21 protein-coding genes and 1 tRNA gene are annotated in these 17,058 nt (G+C 62.2%); 9 read left to right on the forward strand and 13 right to left on the reverse strand.

From position 1 onward, the window contains the following. Positions 1–99 precede the first annotated feature (99 nt). Positions 100–285, reverse strand: coding sequence for a hypothetical protein (locus AACG97_RS10075; RefSeq protein WP_009682105.1), 186 nt, complete (start codon positions 283–285; stop codon positions 100–102). A 495-nt stretch (positions 286–780) separates the two neighbouring features. Between AACG97_RS10075 and AACG97_RS10080 the strand changes: the two genes are divergently transcribed. Beyond that, entirely contained in the window at positions 781–1,134 is a 354-nt protein-coding gene (locus tag AACG97_RS10080; protein ID WP_029885003.1) for an SH3 domain-containing protein, read from the forward strand. Positions 1,135–1,544: 410 nt separating this feature from the next. After that, on the forward strand, positions 1,545–1,739 hold the full coding sequence (locus AACG97_RS10085; protein ID WP_009682107.1) for a hypothetical protein: 195 nt from the start codon (positions 1,545–1,547) through the stop codon (positions 1,737–1,739). 130 nt (positions 1,740–1,869) lie between these two features. Here AACG97_RS10085 and AACG97_RS10090 read toward each other — a convergent pair whose 3' ends face one another. Beyond that, positions 1,870–2,775: a LysR family transcriptional regulator gene (locus AACG97_RS10090; RefSeq protein WP_009682108.1), complete on the reverse strand. Its 906-nt coding sequence runs from the start codon at positions 2,773–2,775 to the stop codon at positions 1,870–1,872. A gap of 98 nt (positions 2,776–2,873) precedes the next feature. Here AACG97_RS10090 and AACG97_RS10095 point away from each other — a divergent pair, with 98 nt between their 5' ends. Then, complete coding sequence (locus tag AACG97_RS10095; RefSeq protein ID WP_009682109.1) at positions 2,874–3,635, forward strand: sulfite exporter TauE/SafE family protein; 762 nt, start codon at positions 2,874–2,876, stop codon at positions 3,633–3,635. 1 nt (position 3,636) lies between these two features. On the opposite strand, the gene AACG97_RS10100 is transcribed toward AACG97_RS10095, so the two are convergent. The 4 genes from AACG97_RS10100 to AACG97_RS10115 all read right to left on the reverse strand — a co-directional run bounded on the left by AACG97_RS10100 (position 3,637) and on the right by AACG97_RS10115 (position 7,814). Next, positions 3,637–5,058, reverse strand: coding sequence for a GGDEF domain-containing protein (locus AACG97_RS10100; RefSeq protein WP_009682110.1), 1,422 nt, complete (start codon positions 5,056–5,058; stop codon positions 3,637–3,639). Positions 5,059–5,193: 135 nt separating this feature from the next. Beyond that, positions 5,194–7,026: an SLC13 family permease gene (locus AACG97_RS10105; RefSeq protein WP_197885055.1), complete on the reverse strand. Its 1,833-nt coding sequence runs from the start codon at positions 7,024–7,026 to the stop codon at positions 5,194–5,196. Between the two features lie 144 nt (positions 7,027–7,170). Continuing rightward, positions 7,171–7,563, reverse strand: a complete 393-nt coding sequence (locus tag AACG97_RS10110) for a glycine zipper domain-containing protein (protein ID WP_009682112.1) — start codon at positions 7,561–7,563, stop codon at positions 7,171–7,173. A gap of 77 nt (positions 7,564–7,640) precedes the next feature. Next, entirely contained in the window at positions 7,641–7,814 is a 174-nt protein-coding gene (locus tag AACG97_RS10115; RefSeq protein ID WP_165944143.1) for a hypothetical protein, read from the reverse strand. 221 nt (positions 7,815–8,035) lie between these two features. On the opposite strand from AACG97_RS10115, the gene AACG97_RS10120 reads away from it, so the two are divergent. Then, a complete protein-coding gene (locus AACG97_RS10120; RefSeq protein WP_144189613.1) occupies positions 8,036–9,196 on the forward strand; it encodes a GGDEF domain-containing protein in 1,161 nt (386 codons plus the stop codon). A 1-nt stretch (position 9,197) separates the two neighbouring features. Here AACG97_RS10120 and AACG97_RS10125 read toward each other — a convergent pair whose 3' ends face one another. Continuing rightward, entirely contained in the window at positions 9,198–9,488 is a 291-nt protein-coding gene (locus AACG97_RS10125; protein WP_009682115.1) for an RcnB family protein, read from the reverse strand. Positions 9,489–9,604: 116 nt separating this feature from the next. On the opposite strand from AACG97_RS10125, the gene AACG97_RS10130 reads away from it, so the two are divergent. Together AACG97_RS10130 and AACG97_RS10135 are read left to right on the forward strand one after the other, a co-directional pair. Then, the gene (locus AACG97_RS10130; RefSeq protein ID WP_009682116.1) at positions 9,605–9,955 is read left to right on the forward strand and encodes a hypothetical protein; all 351 of its coding nucleotides are present in this window, start codon (positions 9,605–9,607) and stop codon (positions 9,953–9,955) included. 119 nt (positions 9,956–10,074) lie between these two features. Further along, on the forward strand, positions 10,075–10,896 hold the full coding sequence (locus tag AACG97_RS10135; RefSeq protein WP_197885057.1) for a class I SAM-dependent methyltransferase: 822 nt from the start codon (positions 10,075–10,077) through the stop codon (positions 10,894–10,896). Here the strand turns inward: AACG97_RS10135 and AACG97_RS10140 are convergent, their stop codons facing one another. From AACG97_RS10140 to AACG97_RS10155, 4 genes are all read right to left on the reverse strand, one after another. After that, positions 10,897–11,664 (reverse strand): SDR family oxidoreductase, encoded by a 768-nt coding sequence (locus AACG97_RS10140; RefSeq protein ID WP_029884994.1) that lies wholly within the window; start codon positions 11,662–11,664, stop codon positions 10,897–10,899. Positions 11,665–11,697: 33 nt separating this feature from the next. Beyond that, positions 11,698–12,765 carry a phosphotransferase family protein gene (locus AACG97_RS10145; protein ID WP_009682120.1) on the reverse strand — a complete coding sequence of 356 codons (1,068 nt, stop codon included), beginning with the start codon at positions 12,763–12,765 and terminating at the stop codon, positions 11,698–11,700. Positions 12,766–12,967: 202 nt separating this feature from the next. Further along, positions 12,968–13,285, reverse strand: a complete 318-nt coding sequence (locus AACG97_RS10150; protein WP_009682121.1) for an SCP2 sterol-binding domain-containing protein — start codon at positions 13,283–13,285, stop codon at positions 12,968–12,970. A gap of 56 nt (positions 13,286–13,341) precedes the next feature. Beyond that, a complete protein-coding gene (locus AACG97_RS10155; protein ID WP_009682122.1) occupies positions 13,342–14,052 on the reverse strand; it encodes a histidine phosphatase family protein in 711 nt (236 codons plus the stop codon). A gap of 196 nt (positions 14,053–14,248) precedes the next feature. Between AACG97_RS10155 and sohB the strand changes: the two genes are divergently transcribed. The 3 genes from sohB (at position 14,249) to AACG97_RS10170 (ending at position 16,619) form a co-directional block, all read left to right on the forward strand. Then, positions 14,249–15,274 (forward strand): protease SohB, encoded by a 1,026-nt coding sequence (gene sohB, locus AACG97_RS10160; RefSeq protein ID WP_009682123.1) that lies wholly within the window; start codon positions 14,249–14,251, stop codon positions 15,272–15,274. A 153-nt stretch (positions 15,275–15,427) separates the two neighbouring features. After that, a tRNA-Cys gene (locus AACG97_RS10165) sits at positions 15,428–15,501 on the forward strand. 140 nt (positions 15,502–15,641) lie between these two features. Continuing rightward, complete coding sequence (locus AACG97_RS10170) at positions 15,642–16,619, forward strand: site-specific integrase (RefSeq protein WP_070086140.1); 978 nt, start codon at positions 15,642–15,644, stop codon at positions 16,617–16,619. Here AACG97_RS10170 and AACG97_RS10175 read toward each other — a convergent pair. Then, on the reverse strand, positions 16,616–16,861 hold the full coding sequence (locus AACG97_RS10175; protein ID WP_070086141.1) for a helix-turn-helix transcriptional regulator: 246 nt from the start codon (positions 16,859–16,861) through the stop codon (positions 16,616–16,618). The genes AACG97_RS10170 and AACG97_RS10175 overlap by 4 nt on opposite strands. Before the next feature lie 10 nt (positions 16,862–16,871). Next, positions 16,872–17,048, reverse strand: a complete 177-nt coding sequence (locus AACG97_RS10180) for a hypothetical protein (protein ID WP_232555114.1) — start codon at positions 17,046–17,048, stop codon at positions 16,872–16,874. Between the last annotated feature and the right edge of the window lie 10 nt (positions 17,049–17,058).

Genomic DNA, 17,058 nt, shown 5'->3' on the forward strand with positions numbered 1-17,058 from the left:
GGCAGCGTCAGCCGGCCGCAGGGGATCGTTGTGCGGGCCCCCAGGCGGCGCTTTTCAGCCCGGCAGGCTTCACCGGCTGGGGGCACCGCGTGGGTATTCTTACTGCAAGGTTTTTGGTTTGAGGTCATCTGGCAACTGCTGCAGAGCCGCCTCCAGTTGCGCGACAGACTGGGCAAGTTGATCAGCTTCCTGGTGTTTGCCCGCACTTCTCAGGCGGTCCCGCTCAATGCGCAGGTTCAGCAGGTTTTTCTGCAGTTTCAGGGCTGAAGCGTTGAAAGGGTCCATGGGCTTCTCACACTGTGGGCTTCCGTGCCGTTGTAGGAAACATGGACCGTAGCAGCTCGAATTACCTCTAGAAACTGATGTTTCATACAGGAAAATCTGGTGTTCGCGGTATTTCCTACATTGAGCGGTAAAGTTTCCTACAAGATGCATTTCTGTATATGTCGCCACGTGCCGTCTGGCATCCAGTATCCGCTGGGTTGGGCCGGTTCTCCCTCGGCAGGCCCACTGCGCAGGGCTCGATCAGCTTTGGAAATGTTATGTTGCACTTACCTTGCACACCCAGCAGGTGCCGGGCCTTCAGCGACCTGCGCGGGACCTACCCAGAGCCGGTGCAACTTCTGCAAAACAGGGGCTGTCACAATGCTCTGCATGCCGCAGGAAACACCGTGGCATTTGGTATGTATCATTGCCGTTGTCGCCCCATACATGCGCCGATGACGGGCGGTATCTGCCGCCTGAGCTTGGCGCGAAGGTTTTCCGGCCAAGGAGAGGCCCATGCACTACGTTGTGATCGAATCCCACCGCAGTGAGTACCCGCGGCCTATCCGCTTTGCCAAAGGCACTTTGCTGGAGATTGGCCCGCGCTATGAAGGCGAGCCTGGCTGGCAGGACTGGTATTTGTGCAGTTGCACCGGCCAGGAGCCCGGCTGGGTGCCCGCGCAGCTGATTGAACGGCTCAGCGTTTGCCAGGGGCGGGCGCTCGATCATTACTGTGCGCACGAACTGGACGCCGACCCGGGGCAACTGGTGCAGATGGTGCGGCCGCTCAATGGCTGGCTCTGGTGTCGGCGCCATGGTAACGGCGAGCTGGGCTGGTTACCGGCAGAGAAGCTTCAGCAATTGGGCTGAGGGGCGCCCCAGCGCTGCCACGTGCCGTGCGCTGCATCTGATACGCTTTTTTTGCGCCAACCTGAATCTGTAACCGTATCAGCCCAGGCCCGACAATACGCCCATTCCCGCTTCACAACTGTCGAGGTTCCAATGGGCAAGCTGGCGCTGTTCCTGGGGGGTTTTCTGCTACTCACTATTCTGATCGGTCTACTTGGCACCATTCCGCCAAGCTGAGGGTGATCGGTTTTTTCTGCGCGGCCCGTCTACTTCAAGCTCGGGCCCAATTTCCTGGCAAATGGCCACTATTCTCTTCGTCAGCATCGCTGGACCAGCGGTCGCTGCATGGCATTCTCAAGCATTAATACCTCGTGTAGTCTCCCGCCGCCGCTCATTCGGGTCGGCCTTTTCCGCTGGGAGTCGACACATTAATGGAATGCAAGAAAGGCGCCTGCGCCGCCCTGGAGTGGCGTAGCCGTTTCCTCGCCGAGGGCACGTTGGATGAGCAGGGTTACGAGCAGGCGCTGCGTAATGCACAAGCGCTGGAGCAGGCTGGGGATATCAGCATGTCAGAGTGGATCGAGCTGGTAAAGCTGGCCAATGCGGCATTGCTGGGTGTGGGATAAGTCATTCTTTGCGTTGGGAAATCTGTCCACAAAAAACGTGGGTAGGTCTGTGGATAAAGTGCTGTAAGCCATGCCGGTGGCGGGCTCTGTTAAATTGAGCAGAAATTGAACAGCCTTTTCGAAGGGCTGTTCATGGCGCCCGGCCGGCCTGGCGCAGGGCTATCAGCAAGTCGCGCACCCGGGCGGGCAGATCGCCAGCCGGGTATACCGCGTGCATCTGCGGGTCCTGGCCAGTGCTGGAGGTCAGGCGGTATGGCGCGCATACCCGCACCAGGCGCCCGGCCTTGACCTGCGCCTCGCCTACCCAGGCTGCCAGGCGCGCGATACCGGCACCCGCCAGGGCGCCGTGGTACACCGCAGTGCCCGAGGCCAGGCGCAACCGCGGCCTGGGCCGCACGCTGGTGATCTGGCCATCGCGGCAAAAGTGCCAGGCTTTGAGGATGCGCGGTGCGGTATGCAGGATCAGCGAGTGGCCTTCCAGCTGTTCGGGATGCGCCGGCGTACCGGCCAAGGCCAGGTACGCCGGGCTCGCATACAAGTGCCGCTGGTAGGGCCAAAGCGGATAGCCGATCAGTTCGCTGGACTGCGGGAAGGCGCCGCGTACTGCGAAATCCAACTTGCCCAGCAGTGGGTCGAGCGCTTCGTCGCTGTACTGCACATCCAGCGTGACTTGGGGGTGGCGACGGGAAAAATCCGCGAGCACCTGGGGCAACAGGTGTTCGGCCAACAGTTGCGGCACGGCGAAGCGGATCCAGCCTTGTGCGTTCCCGCTGAGCGCAGCCAGTTCGTCGGCTGCATCGCGTTGCACATCCAGCAAGCGCTCGGCGTGCGGCAGCAAGCGTTCGCCCGCTGCGGTCAGGGTGACCGCATTGGCGTTGCGGTTCAGCAACTTGCTCCCGGCGTTGTCTTCCAGGGTTTGCACCGCGCGTGTAACCGCGCTGGGCGAACGCCCTAACGCCCGGGCCGCGGCGACAAAGCTGCGCTTGTGCGCGACGCTGACGAACGCCTGAATTTCCCGCAGCATGTCCAATGCCATGCCCTGCTCCTTGTTGCAGTTTTCGCAATATGGCATTTCAACACAGCCACGCCCTTTTGGTTAGCCTTGCACCTGTACCCACTGCCTGGAACCGCGTCATGATGGATATCGCTGTACTTTCTGTATTCGCCTTCGCCGCCGGCCTGATCGATGCGGCCGTGGGCGGCGGCGGCTTGATCCAGATTCCCGCGTTGTTCAACGTGCTACCCACCGCGCAACCGGCGGCATTGCTAGGCAGCAACAAGCTGGCTTCGGTGTGTGGCACGGCCTTCGCAGCGCGTTCGTTCATCCGCAAGGTCACGTTGGACTGGGGCTTGATCGTGCCCGCGGCGGTCAGCGCCTTTGTCATGTCGTTCGCCGGTGCTGCCACGGTGTCGCTGCTGCCGCCGGGGGTAATGCGCCCGGCGGTGTTGGTGCTGATCGTGCTGATGGCGGTGTACACGTTCTGCAAGAAAGACTTCGGCACCCTGCACAAACCGGCCCGGATCGGCCGCAAGGAGCAATGCCTGGCAGTGCTGATCGGTGGGGCGATCGGTTTCTACGATGGCCTGTTCGGCCCTGGCACAGGCAGCTTCCTGATCTTCCTGTTCATCCGCTTCTTCGCCTTGGATTTCCTGCATGCATCGGCCTCGGCCAAGGTCGTGAACATCGCCACCAACCTGGCGGCGCTGGTGTTTTTCGTGCCGTCGGGCAACGTGCTGTACGCCATTGCCCTGCCCATGGCCCTGTGCAATATCCTTGGCGCGTTGACCGGCACCTGGCTGGCCGTGCGCAAGGGCGCGGGCTTCGTTCGCGGGCTGTTCCTGGTGCTGTTGTGCGTGCTGATCGCCAAGCTGTCGTGGGATGTGTTCGTCGGCTGACTCACACCACCTGGCGCTGCGGGTCGGCATGCTCCACACAGTTGCGGCCGTGGGCCTTGGCCCGGTACAGTGCCTGGTCGGCGCTGGCCAGCAGCAGGTCCAGGCTGGGTGACGGCATGTGCGCTTCGCAGCCGGCCACGCCAATGCTGACCGTAATTTGCAGGCATTTGTCGTCCTGGACCACGTGCAGGTCCTGCACGGCACGACGCAGCCGTTCGGCGGTGAACGTGGCCCGCTCGGGCGCAAGGCCTGGCATCACCACAACGAACTCCTCGCCGCCCAGGCGGGCAAACAGTTCATTGTTGTGCAACTGGTCTTGCAGGGCGCCGGCGAACTGGCGCAACACCTGGTCGCCCACGGCATGGCCATGGGCGTCGTTGATCGACTTGAAATGGTCGATATCCAGCATCATCAGGGTCAGTGGCAGTGCCTGGGCGTGTTGCCGGCTGTCCAGCAGCGCGTTGGCGCGGCGGGTGAAGGCGCTGCGGGAGAGCGCGCCGGTGAGGTGGTCGATGGTAGCCTGGTGGGCCAAGCGGGCCATAAGGCTGCGGTTGGCCTGGCTGACGCAGGCCACCACCAGCGGCCCGAGCACCAGCATGGCAATGCCCAGGCGCGCGGACAACAGTGTCGTCACCCCCGGCGCACTTTGCGGCACGCTGAAATGCATGAGGTTTTGTGCCACGGCCACGATCAGCGTACTCCCAGCGGTAAGCGCCAGCAGCGACACCAGAAACGGCGAGTAGGTCCAGGCACACCACAGCAGTGCGGCGATGGGGAAGGCGATGGCGCCAGGGCCGCCGAAGGCAATGCTGAACGCCAGTGAGGCCAGCAGCCCCAGCAGTGGTGCCAGCCGTACAGGCTGCGCGCCACCGCGTATAAGGGCTCGCATCGAGGGTGCAGTGAGCAGTACGGGCAGGATCAGCACACTGGTCGAGAACTGTTCGCTGAACCACGCCCGCCAAGTGGCGCCAAGGGACTGTTCAAACCAGGGCGCGGCCATGGCTGCTGCCATGCTGGCCGCGACCACGGCGCCGGCGGCACAGGCGGCGAACACGCTGAGTACACCCTGGGGGGTGCGCAAGCGCCGGTGCACACGGGGCAGGCGCGACAGTAGCAGCCAGAGAGTGACCACGACACCTAGATTGCACAGGTTGAACCACAGTGCGGGCAGCCAGGCGCTGCCGCACAGCAGGTCGGCGCCGACCATGGCCAGCCACACCAGGCTGAAGCCGGCCAGCGTGGCTTGGCGCGGGTGCCGCAGCAACACGCCGGCCAGTACCGCATTCACAGGCCAGAACAATGACAGGGATTCGATCGGGCGCGCAAGAATGCCGCCCAAGGTAAGGCCGAAGGTCAGGCATAGCAGAGCAACGTAGGGCAACAGGCGCGATGGGGCTGGGAAAACCATGGGCTCGACCGGCAAGCGGAGACGAAATCCAGGACAACGCCTTGTAGCACCTGGGACTTTGCTCGGCAGTGTGTTTCGTCATGGCAGTTGATGTCAATCTGCCGCGGCCGGTCGTAATAATGCCAAATTGCCGCTACTGCTTGGCAGTTTTTACTGCAGGCCGAAGAACCACGGCACCATCAGCACGGTGACCAGCATCACCAGCACGGTGAACGGCACACCGATCTTGACGAAATCGGCGAAGCGGTATTGGCCCGGGCCCAGCACCAACGTGTTGACCGGCGAAGACACCGGCGTCATGAACGCCGCCGATGCAGCCAGCGCCACGGTCATGGCAAACGGGTAGGGCGACATGCCCAGCTGCGCCGCCGTGCTGACCGCAACGGGTGCCATCAGCACGGCCGTGGCGGTGTTGGAGATGAACAGGCCGATCACCGCGGTAACCGCAAACAGGCAGGCCAGAATGGCACTGGGGCCGGCTCCGCCCAGCACGCTGACCAGGCCGCCCACGGCCAGGTCGATGCCGCCGGTTTTCTGCAGTGCCTGGGCAAATGGCAGCATGCCCACGATCAGCACCAGGCTTTGCCAGTGGATGGCGCGGTAGGCGCTGTTCATGTCGATGCAACGGCCTGCGCCCATCAGCAGGCAGCCGATCAGCGCGGCGATGACATTGGGTACCACGCCGCTGACCATCAGCCCCACCATGACTGCCAGGCTCAGCAACGCCTGCGGTGCGCGAGTGCGGGCTGGTGCTACCTGGTCGATCTCTGCAGGCAGGCTCAGTACCAGGAAGTCCTTGGGTTTGCCCTGCAGCAGGCGCACAGCCTTCCACGGGCCGACCACCAGCAGGGTGTCGCCAAGGCGCAGCTTTTCTTCTACCAACTGGTCTTCAATCGCCGCTTGCTCGCGGCGCAGGCCGACCACGTTGAGGTCATAGCGGGTACGAAACGCCAGTTCAAGGATGCTTTTACCGATCAGCTGCGAGCCAGGCGGCAGCGACACCTCGGCCATGCCCAGTTCCTGGGATTGGTCGATGAAATAAGCCGCCTTGAAGTGCATGGGCTCCAGTTGCATGGTCTGGCACAGGCTACGCAGGTTGTCATGGTTGGCGAACAGGTCGAGCAGCAGCACGTCGCCCTGGTGCAGCACCGTGTTGGAATCGGCGGTGATGACCCGGGTGGTGAACTTGTGCTGGCGCTCGATACCGATCACGTTGGCGCCATGCCGCGTACGCAGTTTCAGTTCGCCAAGGGTATGGCCGATCAGCGGCGAGTGTGGGCGAATACGCAGGCGCCGCTCGCGCCCGTTGAGCTTGTAGTCCAGTACCAGGTCCAGCAGGGTGCGGCGGCTTTCCACGCGGCCGTCCTTGCGCACTTCGCCATTGAGCCAGTTGCGGGTCAGTAGCATGTAGCCGACACCCAGCACCAGCACCACCAGGCCGAAGGGGGTGAAACTGAAGAAGCTGAAGCCGGCGTGGCCATGGCGTACCAGCTCGCTGTGCACCACTACGTTGGGTGGCGTGGCGACCAGGCTGAGCATGCCGCTGATCAGGCCGGCGAAGGCCAGCGGCATCATCAGGCGGCTGGGCGAGAGCTGCAGGCGCGCGGCAATGCTCAGCACCACCGGGATGAAAATGGCGACCACGCCTGTGGAACTCATGATCGAGCCCAGGCCGGCTACCGCCACCATCAGCAGCACCAGCAGGCGCGCCTCGCTGTTGCCGGCCCGCTCGCTCATCCACTCGCCAATGCGGTAGGCAATGCCGGTGCGGACCAAGCCCTCGCCGATCACGAACAAGGCGGCGATCAGCACCACATTGGGGTCGCTGAAGCCGGCCAGTGCCTGCTCCACGCTGAGGATGCCCAGCAGCGGCAGGGCAAGGATCACCATCAGCGCAACCACGTCCATGCGTGGGCGGTTGATGACGAACAGGACAATGACGATGGCCAGCAGGCCAAGCACCCAAAGCAACTCTTGGTTCATGGGGAGGGGGTGTTCCTTCACGCAGGGGCACGTTAGACAGTAGCAGCCAGTGTGCCACCTTGCGGTGAAGGGGGTGTTGATGTACTGCAGGGTTTAAGGCCGCTGCTGCCGATCGGCGTCAGCGGCCCCGTCCAGCTCGGCTGGTCAGTGACGGTGCCGGCGGTGCTTCTTGCCGCCACGGTCGTCGTCGCCTAGATGGTTGCCCAAGGCGCCCCCGGCGGCGCCACCCAGGCCTGCGCCTACAGTCGAGCCGGTCTGCCCGCCAACGGCACCGCCCAGCAATGAGCCGCCCGCCGAGCCCAGGCCGCCGCCCAGCGCCGCTTCGGTACGGTTGCCCTTGCGAGCCCCTACCGCACTGCCTGCTGCGCCGCCAACGCCAGCACCAATGGCTGCGCCGGTCTTGCCGCCCAGTTGCTGACCAACCACATTACCCAGTACGCCACCCAGGCCACCGCCGATGGCGGCAGTACCATCACCGGCGAAAGCGCCTTGGCACAGCAGCAGGCCAAGGGCAACGGAAGGCAGAGTCAGACGCATGATATGAACCTCGAAAATTTCACCAGGTTAAGGTGCCGCCTGAACGGCGGCGAGCCGGGGCTGTAGCCGCTTCAGCGTTAGTAGCGGTCGCCGCGGTATTGACGGTCGTCATCGTCGCGGTCATGCCGGTGGTGGCGATGGTCACGGTCGCGATCACGCCAGCCATCGTCGTCATGGTAGCGATGGCTGTGGCATCCTGCAGTCAGCAGTACAACAGCAACCAGCGAAAGGCTTGCAAGACGGTTTGTCACGAGATAGGTCCTTGATCCACAAAGGTTTACCGCACACTCTGTGAGACCCGGATCGATCCATTTGGTTTCCTGGGCGGACAAAAATTTGTGCTATCCACGATCTTCCACGTGCTTCTCGGTTGCTGTTCTGTCCCGTACGGTCATGGCCGGGCGCCCGTGGCGGCTCTAGACTGCACGGTAAGCCGCAGCCAAGACGGCATTCTGCCATTCAGTGAATCATGATGATCGCGCATACCCCTACCTTGTTCGCCGCTGTTGCTTTGGTTGCCACCATCCTGGCGTTCTGCCTGTTGCTGGTCGGGCACGGCAACCGCCGTGACAACCTGATGCTCACCGGTTGCGGGTTGCTGGTGCACGCGCTGGCTTACGTCTGCTACACCCTTTACGCCCAGGCCCCCCTGTGGCTCAGCTACGGGCTGGGCAACAGCCTGCTTTCGCTGGCGCTGGCCTTCTATACGGCCAGCTTGTTCCGTGTGCGCGAGCGGGTAGTGCCCTGGCGGGTCATTTTCATCATCCCGGCGTTCATGCTGGTGGGGTTGATGCTGCTGCTCGATACCCTGGAGCCGCGCATGTTGCTGGCGACCCTGGTGCTGATGTTGCAATGTGCGCTGATCCTTTATTGGGCATGGCGCCATGGCGAACGACCGGGCAAAGCGCACCTGCTGCTGGAGATCGGTGCGCTGATCAGCCTGGTGGGCCTGGGCATGCGGGTGGTTGCGGTGGCCAATGGCACGGCTGTGGAAATGCGCTATGACACCAGCAACCTGAAACAGAGCATCTCGGTAGCCATTGGCACCGTGACGGTAATGATGTATTCGATCGGGCTGGTGCTGATGGCCAAGGAGCGCAGTGAATCGCGCCTGCAGCACCTGGCCTTGCATGATGTGCTCACCGGTACCCTCAACCGTCGGGCGATTCTCGAGCGCTTTGCCAGCGAACTGGACCGCGCACGCGGGCAGCAGGCGAGCCTTGCGGTGGCGATGATCGATATCGACCATTTCAAGCGCATCAACGACTTGTATGGGCACTTGGCCGGTGACGAAGTGTTGTGCCATTGCGTACGCCAGTTGCAGCAACGCCTGCGCCAGGGCGATAGCCTCGGGCGTTACGGTGGAGAGGAGTTTCTGTTGCTGCTGCCTGCTACCGACCGCGCCGGGGCGCTGACTGCCGTGCAAGGGCTGCGCGAGGCCATTGCGCGCAGCCCGGCCCGGTTTGCCGGTGACCACATCGAGCTACGTTTCAGCGTTGGCCTGTGGTGCGGTGTGCCGGGGAACAAAGACAGCACCGCCAGCCTGTTGGCGCAGGCCGATGCGGCGCTTTACCAGGCCAAGGCCGCCGGGCGCGACAGCGTGCACATGGTGGCGCTGGACGCAGCGGGTTGAATCAGGACGCAGGCTGAATGGCCAGCACCACGCCGTTGGTAATCTGTATCAGCACATAGTGATCGCCCATGCGCACCCAGTGGCTTTCCTTCTCAGGCTGTGGCAGGCCCTTGGCTTTCCAGTTCTTGATGGCTTCCTCGTCACGCTTGTACTGGTCTGGCGCTTTGTCACCGACCTTCAGCTCGCGGTTGTGGGTTTCCGGGGCGGTGACGCTTTCTTCGCTCGAGGGGGCAGCGGTGGCAGCCAATGGCAGGCAGGGCAGGGCGGCGAACAGTAGATAGTGCAGTTTCATGGCAATGTCCTTATGACGGCTTGTATTGTCTGCGACAGCGGAATACGCGTGACAATTCACTCGCGCTGCGTGCCAATGCTAGAGTCGCTTCTTTTTCAAACCCCCGAGGATGGAACATGCGTGCGATTCTGCCGATGGCTGCGGCGCTGATGCTGGTTGGTTGTGCTGCTGCGACCATGGACACTGCCCGCGGCGGCAAGCCGACGGCGCAGCTCGACTCGCGGAAGGCGCCAGAGCTGGTGGCCCAGTGCATTCAGTACAGCTGGCAGGAAGAGAGGGTGTTCGGTGACGATGCCAGTGGCTACCTGCAACCGCGCAAGCAGGGTGGGTTGACGGTATATACCCGTGAAGCCGAAGCGTTCGTGGACGTGTACCCGCAGGCCGGTGGCACGCGGGTCGACTACTACGCGCAGAAGCACGACGGCGTGGCGCTGCAGCGCCGGGCAGCGGCAGCGACCTGCTTGTAAGGGTATTTGGCTACCCTTTGGCGGACAGAGACAGCTGGTTTACATTTTTTTGCAAGGTAGTTCTGTCGGCCAGTGAGTGCGGCGTCTAGCATCAATTGCTCGCATTCAAGGAAGACACCATGGACCATTCCCTGCAACTCAACCGTGCCAGTTGGGATGAACGCGCCCCGCTGCATGCTGCCTCGAAGGACTACGCAATCGAACAGCTCGTCCGCGACCGCGACCGGCTGTCCGACACCGTGCGTTTTGATTTGCCATTGTTGGGCGATATCGACGGCCTTGATGTGATCCACCTGCAGTGCCACATCGGCACCGACACCCTCTCCCTGGCCCGCCTTGGCGCACAGGTGTGCGGGTTGGACTATTCTGCCGCTTCGTTGGCCGAGGCCAGGGTGTTGGCAGCACGCTGCAGAACGTCTATCGAGTATGTCGAGTCTGATGTTTACGCGGCTGACAAGGCGCTGCCAGGGCGCACCTTCGATCTGGTCTACACCGGGATTGGCGCGCTCTGCTGGCTGCCTCGCATCGAGCCCTGGGCCCGTACCGTCGCGGCCTTGCTGAAACCGGGCGGGCGGCTGTTCCTGCGCGATGGCCACCCCATGCTGATGGCTGTCAACGAGGACCACCAGGACCGCTTGCAGCTCGAATACCCCTATTTCGAGCAGCAGGAGCCGACGGTGTGGCATAGCGACCAGACTTACGTCGAAACCGATCAGCGGCTGGCCCACAGCGAAACCCACGAATGGAACCACGGTCTTGGCGAGGTGATCAGTGCCTTGCTGAGCCACGGCCTGTACCTGACCACGCTGGTCGAGCACCAGAGCATTCCCTGGGAGGCGCTGCCAGGGCAGATGATCAAGGGCGACGACGGCGAGTATCGCCTTCGCGAACAGCCCGCACGCCTGCCCCTGAGCTATACCCTGGTGGCGGTCAAAGCCTGATCAGGACAGGAAACCACCGTCGACGTTCAGCGCGGTGCCGGTGGTATAGCTGGAGGCATCGCTGGCCAGGTAGAGCACCGCGCCGGCCATCTCCTTGGGGTCGGCCACGCGTTTGAGGGGGATCTGCTGCAAGGCCGCGTTGAGAATGGCATCGTTCTTCACCAGCGCCGAGGCGAACTTGGTGTCCGTGAGGCCCGGCAGCAGGGCGTTGCAGCGGATACCGAACTGGGCGCATTCCTTGGCGAACACTTTGGTCATGTTGATGACCGCTGCCTTGGTTACCGAATAGATACCCTGGAACAGGCCTGGCGAAACCCCGTTGATCGAGGCCACGTTGATGATGCTGCCGCCGCCATGTTCGCGCATCAGCTTGCCGGCCTCGACCGACATGAAGAAGTAACCGCGGATGTTGACATCCACGGTTTTCTGAAAGGCGCCTGCGTCGGTGTCCAGCACGTTGCAGAATTGCGGGTTGGTGGCGGCGTTGTTGACCAGCACATCCAGGCGCCCGAACTGCTCGCGGATGCCGGCAAACACGTGCTGGATCTGCTCCAGTTCACCGATGTGGCAGGCCACCGCCGTAGCCTTGCCCCCTGCAGCGGTGATGGCGTCCGCCACTTGCTGGCAGCCCTCCAGCTTGCGGCTGGAAACGATCACGTGGGCGCCTTGCTGCGCCAGCAAGTGCGCAATGGCCTCGCCAATGCCACGGCTAGCGCCGGAAACGAAGGCAATCTTGCCATCGAGGTCGAACAGGTGGGTCTTGGGCATGCTGTTTTCCTTGTGATCCGTGGTGGGCGGGGCTCAAAGGCTGGACTTGGCGATGACCTGCAGGGTCATCTGTTCCAGCAAGCGGTTCATGTGGATGAACTGGGCGAAGCGCTTGTCCTGGGTCTGGCCGTGGTAGTAGCGGTAGTAGATCTGCTGGACGATGCCGGCCAGGCGGAACAGGCCGTAGCAGTAGTAGAAATCGAAGTTTTCCAGGCGAATTCCGGCCCGCTCGGCATAGTAGTCAACGAACTGCCGACGGCTGAGCATCCCTGGTGCATTGCTGGGTTGGCGGCGCATGAGTTGCACTGGGGCCGGGTCACCGGCTTCGATCCAGTAGGCGAGGCTGTTGCCCAGGTCCATCAAAGGGTCACCCAGGGTGGCCATTTCCCAGTCCAGTACGCCGATGATGCGCATAGGGTTGTCCGCGTCGAGGATCACGTTGTCGAAGCGGTAATCGTTGTGCACGATGCCGGGCCGCGGGTGGTCGGCGGGCATTTTTTCGTGCAGCCAGGCGGTCACGTGTTGCCAGTGCGGCGCATCCGGTGTCAGGGCCTTCTCGTAACGGTTGGTCCAGCCTTCTACCTGGCGCTGCACGTAGCCTTCCGGCTTGCCCAGGTCGGCCAGGCCGCAGGCGCTGTAGTCCACCTGGTGCAGTTCGACCAGCCGATCGATGAAGCTTTTGCACAAGGTTTCGGTGCGCTCGGCATCCAGCTTGAGTTCAGCCGGAATGTCCGAGCGCAGGATGACGCCCTTGACCCGTTCCATCACATAGAATTCGCTGCCGATCAGGCTGGTGTCGGTGCAGTGTACGTAGGCCTTTGGGCAGTATGGGAAGCCGCTGTTCAGTTGGTTGAGGATGCGGAACTCGCGGCCCATGTCGTGGGCGGACTTGGCCTTCTGGCCGAACGGCGGGCGGCGCAGCACCAGGTCGCGACCAGGGTAGCTGACCAGGTAGGTGAGGTTCGAAGCGCCGCCCGGAAACTGGCTGATGCTGGGCTGGCCATCAAGGCCGGCGATGTTGGCCTTCAGATAAGGATCGATGACGCCCGCGTCGAGCTCTTCGCCGGGGCGTGCCTGGGTGGACTGGTCGGTGAGCGTCATGCGTTTTCCTTATTCTCGATCGCAGGAACTATTGGCTAATCTAATGGCCTGCCCGTTATGGAACAAGCGTCCCAGGTGCGTAATAGGTGGGGGTGTTGCTGTACGATCAGCTGCCTTGATGCAGTCATTGATGGGTTGGGCAGGCAAAAAAAAACCGAAGCCGGTCAGGCTTCGGTTTTCGATCATGCGCTGTTCCCGGCCTTCAGGATGGGAACAGTTCGCTCAACTTCATCGACAACATCATGTCGCCTTCTACGCGCAGCTTGCCGCCCATGAAGGCCTGCATGCCGTCGGTTTCGCCACTGACGATGCCCTTCAGGGTTTCGCTGTCCATCACCAGGGTGCAGTTGGCATCCGGGTTTTCACCTTCCTGCAGTTCGCAGGTGCCGTCCTTGACGATCAGTGCGTAGTGCTTGTCTTCATCGGTGATGTTGAAGCCGAACACCAGGTCCAGGCCGGCGGCAGCGGATGGGTTGAACTTCTCTTGCATCTTTTTGACGGCATCAGCTACGGAGGTCATGGCGCATTCCTTATTGAGTGATTTACACGTCCCCGCAGGGACATAACTAGCCGGATCTATCGGTAAGTGACAAGCTCCGGCGCCCTCAACAGCTGCACATGGGCCTGGCTGTTGAAGGAAGCCAACGCCACGTCGCGGCCGCGAAACTTCAGCTGGCTGAGCGACGTGTTGATGATCTGCCAGTTCAGCGCGAACGCCTGGCTGGGGGTGATACGGGTCACCAGGTGGAGCAGGGCAGCAATGGTGCCCCCCGAGGTGAAGATAGCGATGTTGTCGCCGCTGCCGGCTGCATCCAGCACGCGTTGCAGGCCGGCGTGCACACGGCCGGTGAAGGCCTGCCAGGTTTCCAGGTCATCGTCGCCGTGCTCGCCATCGTGCCAGCGCTGCACCATCAGTGCGAACAGGCGCTGGAACTCGCTGCGGTGCTCGGCACCGTTGCGCAGCACCTGCAGCGCATCGGGCTCTGCCGGCAGCAGCCCAGGCAGCATGGCCCGGATAACACCGTCGGCATCGAACTCGTTGAATGCCACGTCGGTCTCTACAGCGGGTACCGGGCAACCCGTGGCGTGCAAGGCCTGCAGCGCCAGGCGCGCGGTGTCCTGCTGGCGGCGCAGGTCCCCAGCTACGCAGCGGTCCAGCCGCACGCCGAGTCGGGCCAGGTGTTCGCCCAGCGCCAGGCTCTGACGTTCGCCCACTGGCGAAAGTACGTCGTAGTCAGCGGCACCGAAAGAGGCTTGGCCGTGTCGGATCAGGTAAAGGTTGCCCACGGAAGGTTCCGGCCTGTAGGAGGTTGCTGCGAGGTTAGGACGCGGCACAGAGGCTGTCAACGAAAAACATACAAGCGTTTGAAAAGGTTGTTTGAAAGATGTTGCCAGCGTTTGCGTACGCTGGCAGCACGCCAGATGCACCGGTATGCTTGCAACAGTTACGCGCCGTGATGGCGCTGGTATTTAAGGAGTCAACGTGGAGTTTCTTGCCGAATACGCAAGCTTTCTCGCCAAAACCGCCACCCTGGTCATCGCCATTCTGGTGGTTTTATCGGCCATCGCCGGGCTGCGTGGCAAAGGGCGGCGCAAATCGGGTGGGCAGTTGCAGGTCACCCGTCTGAACGAGTTCTACAAGGACCTGCGCGAGCGCCTGGAATCCGGTTTGCTCGACAAGGCCCAGCTAAAGGCGCTGCGCAAGCAGCAGGCCAAGGCGGAGAAACAACAGAAGAAGGGCAAAGGCAAGGCTGACGAGCAGGGCCGCGTGTTCGTCCTGGACTTCGATGGCGACATCAAGGCCTCGGCCACTGAAAGCCTGCGCAATGAAATCACTGCCCTGCTGACCCTCGCTACCGCACGCGATGAAGTGGTACTGCGCCTGGAAAGCGGCGGTGGTCTGGTGCACAGCTACGGCCTGGCCGCCTCCCAGCTGGCGCGCATTCGCCAGGCAGGCATCCCGCTGACCGTGTGCATCGACAAGGTGGCTGCCAGCGGTGGTTACATGATGGCCTGTATCGGCGACAAGATCGTCAGTGCGCCATTCGCCGTACTGGGTTCGATCGGCGTGGTGGCGCAACTGCCCAACGTCAATCGCTTGCTGAAGAAACACGACATCGATTTCGAGGTGCTGACCGCTGGCGAATACAAGCGCACGTTGACCGTATTCGGCGAAAACACCGAGAAAGGCCGGGAGAAGTTCCAGGAAGACCTCGACATCACCCACCAGTTGTTCAAGGACTTCGTTGCCCGCTATCGCCCGCAATTGCACATTGACGAAGTGGCTACCGGTGAAGTGTGGCTAGGTGTGGCGGCCCTCAACCGCCAGTTGGTGGATACCTTGCAGACCAGCGACGAGTACCTGAGCGAACGTGCCCGCAACGCCAACCTGTTCCACCTGCACTATGCCGAGCGTAAAAGCCTGCAGGAGCGAATCGGCGTGGCAGCCAGTGGCGCGGTGGAGAACACCTTGGTGGGTTTGTGGAGCAAACTCGGCCGCCTGCGCTAACACCTTGAACCCGTTGAAATTTTTTTTCGTCGAGGGGGTTGCAAGGTTAAAAGAATGAAGACATAATGGCGCCCATCGAAACGCAGCGAACTTTGAAAAAGGTTCAGTGTTTCAAGGGGATAGCAAAGCGCAAGCTGCTATGTCCGACTTTGAGGCCGAGTAGCAAAGTGGTTATGCTCCGGATTGCAAATCCGTCTACGCCGGTTCGATTCCGACCTCGGCCTCCACCATTCGAAAGCCCCGCAGCCCTTGAGGTTGCGGGGCATTTTTTAATGCCTGCGGATTGACCCCGCCACCTGCATTTGGGACAAATTTGGGACAGCAAAGGAAATTGCGTGTCCCATCTGTCCCCGGCAAAATCCGGTGCATGGCTACCTACGAACAGCGCCCAGGCGGCGCATGGCGGGCAAAGATCCGCCGCAAAGGATACCCGCAACTGTCTGCAACTTTCGATACAAAGGCCGAGGCCCAGCGCTGGGCGGCCGAGATCGAGGGTGACATGTCGCGGGCGCGCTTCGTTGACATGCGGGAGGCAGAGCGCACGACCCTGGCCGAGGCCTTGGACCGTTACGCCAGGGAGATCACCGCGTCGAAGAAAGGCGCGAAGCAGGAGATGACCCGGATCAACAAGTGGAAGAAGCACGCTCTGGCCGACAAAGGCTTGGCTGCGCTGAAATCCAGCGACTTTGCTTTATATAGGGATGGTGAGCTCAAGGAAGGGAAGTCCACGGCCACGGTCCGGCTTGACCTGGCCATCATCAGCCACCTGTTCACGGTGGCGATCAAGGACTGGGGTATTCAGGGGCTGAGCAACCCGGTGATGAAGCTGCGGATGCCCAAGGGGGCAAAAGAGCGGGATCGACGGCCGCAAAGCTTCGAGCTCACGGCGGTGATCGAGAAGGCGGGGGAGATTCACGCCGAAATGCCGGCGATCATCCAGATAGCTGTGGAGACGGCCATGCGCCGCAGCGAGCTGCTGGGCCTGCGCCGCGAGAACGTCAAAGGCAAGCATGTGCTGCTTGAGGACACAAAGAACGGAAGTCGTCGACTCGTGCCGCTATCCACCAAGGCCAGGGCGCTGCTTGATGGCCTGCCTGCGCGCCTGGATGGCCGAGTGTTCTCGCTGGCACCTCACTCGGTCAGTCAGTACTTCAACCGAGCCTGCAAAGCTGCCGCGGTGAAAGACCTGCACTTCCACGACCTGCGACATGAAGGCACATCGCGGCTGTTCGAGAAAGGGTTGTCCCTGATGGAGGTGGCCAGCATCACCGGGCACCGCACCTTGTCGATGCTCCGGCGATACACGCACCTTTGCCCTGACTCCCTGGCCGACAAGCTGGGTTAACGCACGCTGGCGAGCGTCGGCGGGGCCTGGCGCTTCCGCCCGGGCTTTGCCGGGGTGTGTAGGCCCTGCTCAAACTCTTCCAAGAACTTGCGGACGGTGGCGACCCGCCAACACACCCGCTTTCCCTGTTTGAAGAACGGCGGGAGCCAGCTCGCCCCGTCCTGTCGCGCACTGCGGATGGATGATTCAGTTCGGCCGAGCATCTTCGCCAGCTCGGGAACGTGGATGATTTCTTGCTCCATCTGTGCCTCCTTAGGCCAAGAAGTGGTGCCCGACCTTCGCCGCCCTGGCGGCTTCCTCGGTGCGGAACATGAGCCGTGTTTTGCTGGTGCGGCCCCAGCTGTTGTATTCGACGTCGACCCACCAGTGGCCGAACTTGCGGTACGGCTCGCCTAGGATCTTCGTGACGTAGCAGTCGATCAGGTTCATGGATGGCTCC

It is taken from the genome of Pseudomonas sp. Nvir, from assembly GCF_963778085.1.
GTDB lineage: Bacteria > Pseudomonadota > Gammaproteobacteria > Pseudomonadales > Pseudomonadaceae > Aquipseudomonas > Aquipseudomonas juntendi.

Bases quoted from the DNA above. Each gene is read 5' to 3' on its own strand.
- AACG97_RS10150 (WP_009682121.1), bottom strand. From the start codon at position 13,285: ATGACCTCCGTAGCTGATGCCGTCAAAAAGATGCAAGAGAAGTTCAAC.
- AACG97_RS10130 (WP_009682116.1), top strand. From the start codon at position 9,605: ATGCGTGCGATTCTGCCGATGGCTGCGGCGCTGATGCTGGTTGGTTGT.
- AACG97_RS10075 (WP_009682105.1), bottom strand. From the start codon at position 285: ATGGACCCTTTCAACGCTTCAGCCCTGAAACTGCAGAAAAACCTGCTG.
- AACG97_RS10110 (WP_009682112.1), bottom strand. From the start codon at position 7,563: ATGCGTCTGACTCTGCCTTCCGTTGCCCTTGGCCTGCTGCTGTGCCAA.
- AACG97_RS10090 (WP_009682108.1), bottom strand. From the start codon at position 2,775: ATGGCATTGGACATGCTGCGGGAAATTCAGGCGTTCGTCAGCGTCGCG.
- AACG97_RS10180 (WP_232555114.1), bottom strand. From the start codon at position 17,048: ATGAACCTGATCGACTGCTACGTCACGAAGATCCTAGGCGAGCCGTAC.
- AACG97_RS10145 (WP_009682120.1), bottom strand. From the start codon at position 12,765: ATGACGCTCACCGACCAGTCCACCCAGGCACGCCCCGGCGAAGAGCTC.
- AACG97_RS10085 (WP_009682107.1), top strand. From the start codon at position 1,545: ATGGAATGCAAGAAAGGCGCCTGCGCCGCCCTGGAGTGGCGTAGCCGT.
- AACG97_RS10135 (WP_197885057.1), top strand. From the start codon at position 10,075: ATGGACCATTCCCTGCAACTCAACCGTGCCAGTTGGGATGAACGCGCC.
- AACG97_RS10105 (WP_197885055.1), bottom strand. From the start codon at position 7,026: ATGAACCAAGAGTTGCTTTGGGTGCTTGGCCTGCTGGCCATCGTCATT.
- AACG97_RS10120 (WP_144189613.1), top strand. From the start codon at position 8,036: ATGATCGCGCATACCCCTACCTTGTTCGCCGCTGTTGCTTTGGTTGCC.
- AACG97_RS10175 (WP_070086141.1), bottom strand. From the start codon at position 16,861: ATGGAGCAAGAAATCATCCACGTTCCCGAGCTGGCGAAGATGCTCGGC.
- AACG97_RS10095 (WP_009682109.1), top strand. From the start codon at position 2,874: ATGATGGATATCGCTGTACTTTCTGTATTCGCCTTCGCCGCCGGCCTG.
- AACG97_RS10170 (WP_070086140.1), top strand. From the start codon at position 15,642: ATGGCTACCTACGAACAGCGCCCAGGCGGCGCATGGCGGGCAAAGATC.
- AACG97_RS10125 (WP_009682115.1), bottom strand. From the start codon at position 9,488: ATGAAACTGCACTATCTACTGTTCGCCGCCCTGCCCTGCCTGCCATTG.
- AACG97_RS10080 (WP_029885003.1), top strand. From the start codon at position 781: ATGCACTACGTTGTGATCGAATCCCACCGCAGTGAGTACCCGCGGCCT.
- AACG97_RS10140 (WP_029884994.1), bottom strand. From the start codon at position 11,664: ATGCCCAAGACCCACCTGTTCGACCTCGATGGCAAGATTGCCTTCGTT.